Origin of the sequence: Streptomyces sp. CB02366, from assembly GCF_001905905.1 — a bacterium.
Classification (GTDB): domain Bacteria; phylum Actinomycetota; class Actinomycetes; order Streptomycetales; family Streptomycetaceae; genus Streptomyces.
On sequence record NZ_LIVT01000003.1, the window covers coordinates 635,001 to 647,088 of the forward strand.

Here is a 12,088-nt window from a genome sequence, read left to right on the forward strand (position 1 = left end):
TCCCGGCGGCTCATAATCGGGCCTTCGTCATGAATTCCGGCATGCCGAAATCATCCCGAGTGGGAGATCGTGCTGAAGTTTGGTTGCCGCGTTCGCGGCGGGATGGTCGCCCCGGAACCGTTCCGACTCCGTGACAACTCGGAGAACACTACGCAACCACCTGGGGGGTGTCAACCCTCCCCCGGCGGCCTCCACGCCGGTTCCGCTTCGGCTCCGCATCGACTCGGCGGGGCCTGCGGCGCCGACCGTCATTCCAGGCCGGTGAGGCGGCCGCCGGCGTCCGGTTGGGCGTGCTCCACCCTGCGCAACAGGCGGACCAGCAGTTCGCCGAGGACGCCGCGTTCGTCGCCGGAGAGGTCCTGGAGCAGGTCCTCCTCGAAATCGGTCGCCATCCGCATCGCCTCAAGCCACTTCGTACGGCCCTCGTCGGTCAGCTCGACGATGACGCGGACCCGGTTGTTCTCGTCGCGGTCCCGGGTGACCAGGCCCTCGCCGGCCATCCGGTCGATGCGGTGGGTCATCGCGGCCGGGGTGAGGCCGAGGCGCTTCGCCAGCTCGCCGGGGCCCAGGCGGTAGGGAGCGCCCGACAGGACCAGGGTCTTGAGGACCTCCCACTCGGCGTTGCTGATGCCGAGCGCCGCCACCTGCCTCCCGTACGCGACGTTCATCCGGCGGTTCAGCCGGCCCAGCGCGGAGACGACCTGCTCGACCTGGGGGTCGAGGTCGCGGAACTCCCGCTGGTACGCGGCGATCTGTTCGTCGAGGCTCGGCTCGCCGACGGCGGGCTCCTCGGTGCTCTCGGACATGGCGGGCAGTATGGCACGCTCCGCCCCCCCTGAAGTCCTTCATGGTGAAGTTTTCAACTTCTAAGTTTAGTGCTAAAGTCTTCGAGTCTGATTTCTTACATGTCGGGCCCCGGCGTCCGGTGATCCGGCGACCGGGGCCTTCGAGATCTTGAGGTAGGTGAGTGTGACCAGGGAGATGGGCGCAGCGCTGCGGCGGATCCAGCTGGGCAGCGCGCTGAGCGCGTTCGGGCTCGGGTTCACCGTTCCGTATCTGTACGTCTACGTGGCGCAGGTGCGGAATCTGGGCGCCGGGACGGCGGGAGTCGTCCTGGCGGTCTTCGCCATGGCGGCGCTGGCCGTTCTGCCGTTCACCGGGCGGGCCATCGACCGGCGGGGCCCGCTGCCCGTGCTGCTGGTGGCCTCCGGGCTGGCTTCCGTGGGCGCCGCCGCCCTGGGTTTCGCGAGCAGCGTTCCGGCCGCCGTGCTCGCCGCCGCGGTCCTGGGCGCGGGCACCGCCGTCATGCAGCCGGCCCTCGCCACGATGCTCGTGTGGTGCTCCAGCACCGCGACCCGTACGCGGGCCTTCGCCACGCAGTTCTTCCTGCAGAACCTGGGGCTCGGCCTCGGCGGCCTGGTCGGCGGGCAGCTGGTGGATGTGGACCGGCCGGCGAGCTTCACCCTGCTGTTCCTGATCGAGGCCGCGATGTTCGTGGTGCTCGGTGTGACCGTGACCACGGTGCGCATGCCCCGCCCGGCGTCGCTCGGCGACGTGCGGCCCGCGGACCCGTCCGCCGCGAAGGGCGGCGGGCTGCGCGCGCTGCTCTCCCACCGGGCGATGGTGCAGCTGTGCGTGCTCGGGTTCGTGCTGTTCTTCGCCTGCTACGGCCAGTTCGAGTCCGGCCTGGCCGCGTACGGCACGGAGGCCGCCGGGATCGAACCGTCCACCCTCGGGCTGGCGCTGGCCGCCAACACCGCGGTCATCGTCGCCGCGCAGTTCGTCGTGCTGCGGCTCGTGGAGCGCCGCCGCCGCAGCCGGGTCATCGCCGCGGTCGGCCTGATCTGGGCGTTCGCCTGGATCGTGGCGGGCTACGCGGGGCTGGGCCACGGCAGCCAGGCCATGGCGACGGCCGCGTTCATCTCGACGTACGCGCTGTTCGGGCTGGGTGAGGCGATGCTGTCGCCGACCGTCGCGCCGCTGGTCGCCGATCTGGCTCCGGAGTCGATGGTCGGGCAGTACAACTCGGCGTTCGCCCTGTGCAAGCAGCTCGCGCTGGCGGTCGGTCCGGCCGTGGGCGGGCCGATGGGGGCGTCGCTGCACGGTCCGTACATCGTGACGTTCGTGCTGTTCTCGCTGGGCATCACGGTGCTCGCGCTGCGGTTGGGCCGGCGGCTCACCCCCGTACAGGACCAGCCGTCGGTGGCCGCCGTTCCGTCGCGGGTGGTGGCGGTGTCACTGCCCGAGGGCGGGGACGTTGCGGGGAACGCTCCGTCTCCCGCCTCTGCCTCCGCCGGTCACTGACCGGGAACGTCCGGACGTTCGCCCTGCTCACCGCGGCAGGGCGAACTCGCACCAGACCGCCTTGCCGCCGCCCGGGGTGCGCCTGCTGCCCCAGGAGGTGGCGATCGAGGCGATGATCGAGATGCCGCGTCCCGCCTCGTCCACCGGTTCGGCCCGGCGGCGGCGCGGCAGGTGGTCGTCGCCGTCGGTGACCTCGATGATCAGTCGGCGGTCCGTACGCCTCAGCCCCAGCCGCATCGGGGGTGTGCCGTGCTGGAGGGAGTTGGCGACCAGCTCGCTGGTGGCGAGGACGCCCAGGTCGCGCAGGTCGACGGGGAAGCGCCAGGAGGTCAGGACCCCGGTGGCGAAGGCGCGGGCGCGCGGGGCGGCCTCGATGCCGCCGAGGAGGTCGAGCGCCGCGTTGTGGAACAGCTCCGCGTCCGTCCCCGTACGGGCGGGGTGCTGGACGACCAGGACCGCCACGTCGTCGTCGTGCTCGGCGGTCACGCCGAGGGAGCGGATCAGCCGGTCGCAGACGACCTGGGGCGACCCCGTGGCGCCGGAGAGGGCGCGGGCCAGGGCGGCGACGCCCTCGTCGATGTCCTCACCGCGCCGTTCGACCAGGCCGTCCGTATAGAGGACGGCGGTGGAGCCGGGCGGCAGCGCGATCGTGCCGGAGGTGTGGACCCAGCCGCCGGTGCCGAGCGGGGGGCCGGTGGGGTCGGCGGCGCGGTGGACGACGCCGTCCTCGTCGCTGACGAGGATCGGGAGGTGTCCGGCGGAGGCGTAGACGAGCTGCCCCTCGTTGGGGTCGTGGACGGCGTAGACGCAGGTCGCGATCTGGCTGGCGTCGATCTCGGCGGCGAGGACGTCCAGCAGCTGGATCACCTCGTGCGGTGGGAGGTCGAGGCGGGCGTAGGCGCGGACGGCGGTGCGGAGCTGGCCCATCACGGCGGCGGCCCGGACCCCGCGGCCCATCACGTCGCCGATGACGAGTGCGGTGCGGCCCGCGCCGAGGGTGATGACGTCGTACCAGTCGCCGCCGACCGCCGCGTCGGTGCCGCCGGGCTGGTAGGTGGCGGCGATGCGGAGGTCGTCGGGCTGTTCCAGCTCCTGCGGGAGCAGGGAGCGCTGGAGGGTGACGGCCGTCTCGCGGTGGCGGCGCTCGCTGGTGCGCAGGCGTTCGGCGGCCTCGGCGTGGTCGGTGACGTCGGTGGCGTAGACGAGGACGCCCTTCTCTCCGGCGACCGGGGTGCAGGTCACCGTGTAGGAGCCGCCCCCGGGGGTCCGGCGGGACTTGACCGTGCGGGCGGTGCCGCTGCGCAGGACCTGGTCGAGCAGGGGGAGCACGCTCAGCTGGGCGAGTTCCGGCATGGCCGCGGCGGCGGGGGCGCCGGACGGGCGGGGGCCGAACGCGGCCTCGTAGGCGTCGTTGACGTAGGCGATCCGGTGGTCGGCGCCGTGCAGCAGGGCGACCGGGGCGGGGAGCCGCCCGAGGATCTCGCAGGCGGAGAGGTCGTCGAGGGCGGCCCCGGGGGCGGTCTCCGACGGGTCGGGGTCGCCGGGGGCCGGGGAGGCGTCGCCCGGCGGGGCGGGTGCGCCCTCCGGCCGGGCGGAATCGGCTCGGGCGGCCGGCACGGGACTGCGGTCGTCCCGTGCGGCGGCGGCTCGGCGCTGCGTTCCGGGAAGGCGGGCGCTCCAACGCGTGAAGTTCACGGTATTTCTGGCCTCGTGTGTCGGTCTGGTCCGCTCGGGCGGGCTGCTTCTTCTGCCGTTGTTCGGTGCACCGGGGGCCGTGCCCCCGGGAAGGCGCAGCCGGGCCTCGTCGTGCTGGTGGTGCGTCGCTGCTGGTCACTGTTGGTCACTGCCGACCGGGTCACTCTGTGCAGGTGTGGGCCCACCTATGGTCACACGTCCAGTGTGACCGACCGTACTGACAGTTGCCGTCCCGGCGCCTTTTCGACGGCTCGTCAGCAGCCCTTCAGCCGCCCGCCGGACGGTTCTCCGGCGGTTCTTCCCCGCCTTGCGGGCGGCCGGGGCGGGGCACCCGCGGGGCGGCGGGGCCGCCTGCCGCGAGTTCGAATTCGGCGCGGGGGTGTTCCAGCGAACCGAGCGAGACGATCTCGCGTTTGAAGAGTCCGGAAAGGGTCCATTCGGCGAGGACGCGTGCCTTCCGGTTGAACGTCGGCACCCGGCTGAGGTGGTACACGCGGTGCATCAGCCAGGCCGGGTAGCCCTTGAGCTTGCGGCCGTAGACGTGGGCGACGCCCTTGTGCAGGCCGAGGGAGGCGACGGACCCGGCGTACGCGTGCCGGTACTCCCGCAGAGGACGGCCCTCGATGGAGGAGAGGACGTTGTCGGCGAGGACCTTCGCCTGGCGCACCGCGTGCTGGGCGTTCGGGGCGGTCTCGCGTCCCGGTTCGGAGGCCGTCAGATCGGGTACGGCCGCGGCGTCGCCGGCGGCCCAGGCGTGGGGCGCTCCCTCGACGCCGAGGGTGGCGGTGCAGCGGAGCCGGCCGCGTTCGGTGAGGGGCAGGCCGGTGGCGGCCAGCAGGGGGGCCGGTTTGACGCCCGCGGTCCAGACGAGGGTGCGGGTGGGGAAGCGGGAGCCGTCGCTGAGCACGGCGACGCGGTCCTCGCAGGTGTCGAGGCGGGTTTCGAGGCGTACGTCGATGTTGCGGCCGCGCAGCTCGCCGACGGCGTACGTGCCCATGGCCTCGCCGACCTCGGGGAGGATGCGCCCGGACGCCTCGACGAGGATCCATTTCAGGTCGGTCGGCTTGATGTTGTGGTAGTACCGCGCGGTGTAGCGGGCCATGTCCTCCAGCTCGGCCAGCGCCTCCACGCCCGCGTAGCCGCCGCCGACGAAGACGAAGGTCAGGGCGGCGTCGCGGATCGCGGGGTCGCGGGTGGCGGAGGCGATGTCCATCTGTTCGATGACGTGGTTGCGCAGCCCGATGGCCTCCTCGACGGTCTTGAAACCGATGCCGAATTCGGCCAGACCGGGGATGGGCAGGGTGCGCGACACGGACCCGGGGGCGATGACGATCTCGTCGTACGCGATCTCCAGGGATCCGGTGCCGTCCTCGGCGGTGGCGAGGGTGGTGACGGTGGCGGTCCGTGCGGCGTGGTCCACGTCGCGGACCTCGCCGATGACGATCCGGCAGTCGTTCAGGACACGGCGCAGCGGCACGACCACATGGCGCGGCGAGATCGATCCGGCGGCTGCTTCGGGGAGGAAAGGCTGGTAGGTCATGTACGGCTCGGGCGTGACGACCACGATCTCGGCGTCGCCTCTTCTCAGCCGCTGCTTCACCTTCCGTTGGAGACGCAGCGCTGTGTACATCCCGACGTAGCCGCCGCCGACTACGAGAATGCGTACACCTGGCCGGGTGCCGGGGGCCGTCCCCCGGGAATCTGGAGCCATCACCACCCCATGACGCAACGGAGTCAGTGGTTTGTCCACAGGCCCGGCAAATTGTGTGACCGGAGCACTCTCAACCGCGCCGGGAGACCGCGTGCGGCGCGGGAGGGCAGCCGCGCAGGTCAGACCCTACGCAGGGGGTGGTCGACAGGGCGATCTCCCTGCGAGGAAGGGGCTTTGGGCCGATCGGGGGCCGCCCCATGCGGAACTACCCCCTTCTGAATTGACGCGGGCTCAACTATGTTCGTTACCCGTCGGGGTGGCGGGTGCGGATTTCGTTGTGCTCCGCTCCCCGGCTGAAACGGCGGGAAGTCTCCGGGGGGAGACGTCATAACCGGGGGAAGTTATGCACATTCAGGATACGCATGGCCAGGCTGCGCTCTCGCGCGCGTCCGACGACCAGGGACGCCTCGGCTCGGTGGGGGCGCTCGGAGTCATGAGCTCGGCCGACGCCGTTCGTTCCGCGGCCGCGGTGAGTGCCGCCGCGATGAATTCGTCCGCTGCCGGACAGGTCCCGACCGGGGCGACGGCGACGACGACGGGGGGCGTGGGCGCCCCTCGCTCGGCCCCGTTGCGCGTCGACGCGCAACGGAATCTGGAGCACGTGCTGCGTGCGGCACGCGAGGTGTTCGGAGAGCTGGGTTACGGCGCTCCGATGGAGGACGTGGCGCGCCGGGCGCGCGTCGGCGTGGGCACGGTCTACCGGCGGTTCCCGAGCAAGGACGTGCTGGTGCGCCGGATAGCCGAGGAGGAGACCTCCCGGCTGACCGAGCAGGCCCGTACGGCGCTGGGGCAGGAGGAGAAGCCCTGGGCGGCCCTCTCCCGCTTCCTGCGTACGTCGGTGGCGTCGGGTGCGGGCAGGCTGCTGCCGCCGCAGGTACTGCGGGTCGGGGTCGACGGGGAGGAGCCGGGCGCGGTCGAGGAGACCCGTGTGCCGCAGCAGCGGCAGGGCGTGGGCCAGGACGACTTCCGGGGCGTCGCCCAGCGCTCCGGCGGGACGGACGGGCTGGACGGGCTCGGCGAGGACACCGCCGCGGTCGAGCTGCTGGAGGTCGTGGGGCGGCTCGTGGAACGGGCGCGGGAGTCCGGGGAGCTGCGTCGGGACGTGACGGTCGCCGATGTGCTGCTGGTCATCGCCACGGCGGCTCCCTCGCTGCCGGACGCGGCCCAGCAGGCCGCGGCGTCGGCCCGGTTGCTGGACATCCTGCTGGAGGGTCTGAGGTCACGCCCGGCGTGACGGCCGGGGCGGGGGCCGGGGCGACGGCCGGGGGCGGTGGTTCTTCTGCCGTCCCGTGCCCGCCGCCCACTGCCGCTCGTCCACTGACCGCTGGCGCTCCCACGGTGTCGGCCGCTCGCCGCCCGCTCCGGTCCTCTTTCGTCCGCGCTTCCTCCGTGTTCGTCCGTCCCCCGGTAGTACGGGCCGGGCGGAATGGAAGGGAACGGAAGGGAGCGGACGGACGGGAGCAGACGGACGGGGCAGGGCGGGCGCCGGGCAACAGATCGACGCGAGCCCCTTCCCCGAAAGAGTGACGTTCCATACCCCTTCTCCTGGAAGACGCCCCGGACGAGTGGTTGACAGGGCGGAAGGGCGAGCGGGATTGAGCCATGTGGCAGTCTTGGCCGGTATTCGGGTCCGAGGGTGTATACGGGGGCTTCCGCGATGAGCGGTAACGAGCAGCAGGAAGAGCCGCTCGACGAGATCGTCGCGGCCGGCAAGGACACGAAAGCGGCGGGGCGACCCGCCGGGCACGTGCCGGTGCAGGCCGTACGCGGTCCGTCGGACGGCGAGCCCGAGGGCGGCACCGTCCTGCCCGGACCCTGGCCCCCCGTCGCCGAGGACGACGCCTCCGGCGGAGCGGGCGTGGGCGCGCACGCGGTGCCGCAGCAGCGCGCCGGCCGCGGCGGGGCCCCCGAGTCCGGGCTGTCCGACGCCCGGTTGATCGAGGACATGCGGGCCGGTGACGACCAGGCGTACGAGGAGCTGTTCCGGCGGCATTCGGGCGCCGTCCTCCGCTACGCCCGCAGCTGCTGCCGGGACGGGCACACCGCCGACGACCTGACGGCCGAGGTGTTCGCCCGCACCCTCCAGGCCGTGCGGGGCGGGAAGGGGCCCACGGAAGCGGTCCGCGCCTACCTGATGACCGCCGTCCGCCATGTCGCCGCAGCCTGGACGAAGAGCGCCAAGCGCGAGCACCTGGTCGACGACTTCGCGGTGTTCGCCGCACAGGCCGTCCGTTCCTCGGAGCTGTCCGACGACGACACCCTCGAACTGGGCGCCGACGTCCTGGCGATGCACGAGGCCGAGCAGACGATGGCGATGCAGGCTTTCCGGAGCCTCCCGGAGCGCTGGCAGGCGGTCCTGTGGCACACCACGGTGGAGGAGGAGTCGCCCAGCGAGATCGCCCCGCTGTTCGGCCTCACCGCCAATGCCACCGCCGTCCTGGCCGGCCGCGCCCGCGAAGGGCTCAAGCAGGCGTATCTCCAGGCCCACGTGAGCCAGGCGCTCACCACCGGCGGGGAGTGCGCCCAGTACGCCGACCGGCTCGGCGCGCACGCCCGGGGCGGGCTGCGCACCCGGGCCGAGCGCGGCCTGCGCAAGCACCTCGACGAGTGCGCCAAGTGCCGGTTGGTGGCAGGCGAGTTGGAGCAGGTGAACGCCGGGATTCCGGCGCTGCTGCCCGTCGCGGTCATCGGATGGTTCGCCGCCGGGTACGCGCTCAAGGCCGCGGGCGTCGTGGCCGGGGGCACGATCGGGGCGGCGGGCGCGGGCGCCGCGGCGGCGGCCACCGGGCCCGGGGCCTCCGGCGGAGCCGCCGGGGGCGCGGCGGCCTCCGAAGGGCTCGGCGCGCCCGCCAAGGCCGGGATCGCCGCCGCCGTGACCGTGGCCGCCGCGGCCGGGCTGGTATGGGCTCTCGTCGGCGACGAACAGCCGAAACCGGAGCCCAGGCCGGTCGCGAAGCCGCCTGTGGTGGCGCCCGCGGACCCCACGCCGAAACCCCCGCCGCCGTCCGCGGAGCCGGTGCCCGCGCCGCCCGCGGCCCCCGAGCCGCCCGCGTCCCCGGCGCCCTCCCCGTCCGAGCCGGCCCCGGAGCCGACGCCGCCCCCCACGCCTTCCCCCGAGCCGCCTGCGGAGTCCGCGCCGCCGCCGAGCCCGCCGCCGTCCCCCGCCCCGACGCCGACACCGCCGCCGGAGCCCACACCGCCGCCGCCCGCGCCGGAGGTCTACCAGGTCAACGAGTTGCCGTACTCCGTCTTCGGCGACCGCAGCGAGCCGGAAGTGGTGATGGGGCAGAGCAGTTGGGTCTGGCAGCGTTCCAACGTGTCGATCGCCTCCACCCGTTACGCGCACGGGGTGACCGTGCACGCCCGCTCCTCGGTGACCATCCGGCTGAACCGTCCCTGCACCCGGTACGAGGCCATGGTGGGGGTGGACGATCTCACGCTGGGGCTCGGCGCGGTGCGCTTCTCCGTGTTCAACGGGGACGGCGCACGGCTGTGGGGCTCCCCCGTGATGCGGGGCGGCGATCCCGCCGTTCCGGTGAGCGTGGACATCGCCGGCCAGTCCTCGATCCGCCTGGTGGTCGAGCCGGAGGGAACGTTTGGCCAGGTGGCGCTCGCCGACTGGGCGGAGTCCCGGATCAGCTGCGCCTGAGCCGTACGCGGGCCGGGCGGCCGGGCCCGGGCGGCTTTCCCCGCGCCGGGCCACGTCGGAAGGCCGTGCCCGCGCCATGGGGTTCGCCGGCCGGGCCGCCGGTCCGCGGCGCTCCCGCTCCCTACCTCCGACCCGTACCGCCGACCCGTACCGCCGGGCCCGTGTCCCGGCCTATGCCTCCGGGCCCGTACGTGCGCCCCCCGCCCCGTCGCGTCGCGTCCGGTCCGTCCGGTCGCGGTCTCCGGTCACGGTTCCCGGGCGGGGCTCGCGGGGGGGGGAGGTTCGGGTCAGGGTGTTCCGGTCAGGGCTGGAGCGTGCGCCGGGCGGGGATCACGCCGCCCGCGACCGCGCGCTGGCGCGGGGCGGCCGTACCGGTCCAGCAGGTGCCGCGGCGGTTCAGGAGGCGGCGCAGCCACAGTTCGGTGGAGGCGAGGTCCGCCAGGCCGTCCAGGGGCAGCGGTTCGCCCTCGGAGGCCGCGCGCAGGGCTTTGCGGACCACCCGGGCCTCGACCAGGCCCGCGTCGGCCAGCAGCGGCGCGTCGAAGAGGGCCATCAGATCGGGCAGGGCCACGCGCAGGCCGGTGCGGGTGACGGCGGTGGAGGTGGCCTGGGAGGGCGCGCCCCACCCGGGCGGCAGATCGTGGATGCCCGCCCCGCCGAGCACGCGGCGCAGGATCGCCGCCCGTGCGCCGGGCTGGACCCGGAGCGACTCGGGCAGGGCACGGGCGGCCCGGACGACCTGGTTGTCGAGGAACGGAGCGTGCAGCCGCTGGCTGCGGATCTCCGTGGCCTGTTCCAGGATCCGGTGGTCGGCGGCCCCCCGGGCGAGGGCGGCACGGGCGCGGGCCTCCCCCGGGCGTTGTACGGAGGCGGGCCGGATCGCCGCCTCCTGGAGGCGAACCGATACTTCGGCCAGCGCCTCTCCCGTGAGCCAGCGCGCCGCGGGCCCCGGGCGCGACCAGGCGAGGGCGGCGAGCGAGGCGTCGGCGGGGGTGTCGAGGTGGGGGGCGTGGCGGTTGGCGTCGGGGAGGAGCCCGGCGGCGGACTCCAGACCGGTGCGGTACGAGGTGCGGGCGAGGCGGCGGGCGGCGCGGTAGAGCGTCAGCGGGACGAACAGGGAATGCGCGGTGGGGCCTTCGGCCTTGGTGAGGGCGGCGACGGGGCGCAGGAGGTGGCGTCTGCGCCGGTCCATCAGGAGGTCGGCGAGGCGGGCCGGGTGGGCGTCCAGGACCTGCCGGGCCCCGTTCCCGACGAGGTGGTCGGCGCTGCCCGCGGAGAGCCGGCGGCGGTGGCGTTCGGCGAGGACGAGGGAGGGGGCCGGTTCGTCGGTGAGCGGCCCGGTGCCCAACGAGGCGTACGGCAGGGCCTCTTCGCCCGCGGCGACGACCACGTGGTGCAGGCGCGGGTCGGCGGCGATGGCGTGGGCCCGCTCCAGTTCCTCCTCGTCGCCGCGGGTGGTGAGGTCGTTGAAGGTGACGGCGAGCAGCCGTTCCCCCGCGCCGGCGCCGTGGCCGAGGAGGGTGCCGGGCAGTCCGGGCAGCCCCGAGGCGAGCAGGGCGAGGGTGGCGGAGGCGCTCCCTCCGGAGAGGTCGGCGCCGATGCCCGCCACGGGGCCGCCCCGGGCGGCACGGCGGTCGGCCGGGCCCATGCCGGGGACGGGTCCCGGGTCGGGCGGGGCGGCCTCGGGTGCGTGACGGGGGGCTGTGAGCCGGGCGCGCACGGCCTCGACGAGCGCGTCCCGTACGCCCTCCACGGCGTGCACCGGGTCGGCCTGGGGTGCGGCGACGGCGAGGGAGGCGACGGCCTCGTACCCGGTGATCTCCCGCGAGCCCTCGCGCAGGATGAGCGCGTGCCCCGGCGGAACCCGCTTCACCCCGACGTAGGGCGTGCCGTCGCCGAGCGCTTCGGGGGACTCGGGGCAGGCGAGCAGGGCGGCGAGGTGCCCGATGTCGAGCTGGGCCTCGATGAGGTCGGCGAGCGGCAGGGCGGCGGTGGCGAAGGCGGTGCCGCCCGCCCAGGGGGTGTGGAAGACGGGCCGTGCCCCGGCCAGGTCGCCCGCGACGGTGATGCGGCGGCCGATCTGCACGACGGCGGTGTAACTGCCGGGCCAGGCGGTGAGATGGCGCATCGCACCGCCGCGCGCGGAGAGCAGCCCGACCCGCAGCTGTTCGTCGGTGGCGCCGCAGCAGCCGAGGACCGCGAGGCGGGCGGTGGGCGCCCCTTCGGGGGTCGCGACGCCGATGACGCGGATCTCGTCGGGCCGCCAGTCACCGACCGCCCAGAGCGGGTCCGGGTCGCCCCAGAGGAGTTGGGAGCCCACGGGGTGGACCGTGCGCCCCTCCCCGCCGTTTCCGACGGCGCCGACGGTGCCGAAGCTCGCGGCGATACTGCTCCATCCCACCAACCAACGCATCGCCGCCTCCACGGGCTGTGGACCAACGGCGCACCAGATGAGCGAAAGCGCCGCTGCGGGACATGCTGCCACGACAATGCCGCAGGAGAGGGTGTACGGGCAGCGCACGCCGGAAGAGCATGCGCCCCTGGCAAAGGCCCGCCGCCTTCTTCACGGCGGCGACATCAACGGAACCACGGGTTCCGGTAGTTGCGAGGAGGAAGCCTTCGGGCTCCGCGCCGCCCCCGCCCACCCCCGGAAGGAAGGAGAGGGGCCGGCGCCGCCCGGAAATAGCGGCGATATCCGGCCATAATCAGACCGTTGGCCAGACCCTCAC

The 12,088-nt window shown here is 74.1% G+C and carries 7 protein-coding genes; 3 read left to right on the forward strand and 4 right to left on the reverse strand.

What is annotated here, in order from left to right:
• Positions 1–248: 248 nt before the first annotated feature.
• Positions 249–806: a MarR family winged helix-turn-helix transcriptional regulator gene (locus tag AMK24_RS11425; RefSeq protein WP_073767701.1), complete on the reverse strand. Its 558-nt coding sequence runs from the start codon at positions 804–806 to the stop codon at positions 249–251.
• A 175-nt stretch (positions 807–981) separates the two neighbouring features.
• On the opposite strand from AMK24_RS11425, the gene AMK24_RS11430 reads away from it, so the two are divergent.
• Positions 982–2,304 carry an MFS transporter gene (locus AMK24_RS11430; protein WP_073767703.1) on the forward strand — a complete coding sequence of 441 codons (1,323 nt, stop codon included), beginning with the start codon at positions 982–984 and terminating at the stop codon, positions 2,302–2,304.
• 27 nt (positions 2,305–2,331) lie between these two features.
• On the opposite strand, the gene AMK24_RS11435 is transcribed toward AMK24_RS11430, so the two are convergent.
• Entirely contained in the window at positions 2,332–3,999 is a 1,668-nt protein-coding gene (locus AMK24_RS11435; RefSeq protein WP_073767705.1) for an ATP-binding SpoIIE family protein phosphatase, read from the reverse strand.
• Between the two features lie 265 nt (positions 4,000–4,264).
• Positions 4,265–5,710 (reverse strand): NAD(P)/FAD-dependent oxidoreductase, encoded by a 1,446-nt coding sequence (locus AMK24_RS11440; RefSeq protein ID WP_073767707.1) that lies wholly within the window; start codon positions 5,708–5,710, stop codon positions 4,265–4,267.
• A 343-nt stretch (positions 5,711–6,053) separates the two neighbouring features.
• Between AMK24_RS11440 and AMK24_RS11445 the strand changes: the two genes are divergently transcribed.
• Both AMK24_RS11445 and AMK24_RS11450 read left to right on the forward strand, forming a co-directional pair.
• Entirely contained in the window at positions 6,054–6,944 is an 891-nt protein-coding gene (locus AMK24_RS11445) for a TetR/AcrR family transcriptional regulator (protein WP_079190484.1), read from the forward strand.
• A gap of 423 nt (positions 6,945–7,367) precedes the next feature.
• Positions 7,368–9,359 (forward strand): sigma-70 family RNA polymerase sigma factor, encoded by a 1,992-nt coding sequence (locus AMK24_RS11450; protein WP_073767709.1) that lies wholly within the window; start codon positions 7,368–7,370, stop codon positions 9,357–9,359.
• Between the two features lie 301 nt (positions 9,360–9,660).
• Here the strand turns inward: AMK24_RS11450 and AMK24_RS11455 are convergent, their stop codons facing one another.
• Complete coding sequence (locus AMK24_RS11455; protein WP_107427382.1) at positions 9,661–11,772, reverse strand: asparagine synthase-related protein; 2,112 nt, start codon at positions 11,770–11,772, stop codon at positions 9,661–9,663.
• Positions 11,773–12,088 lie beyond the last annotated feature (316 nt).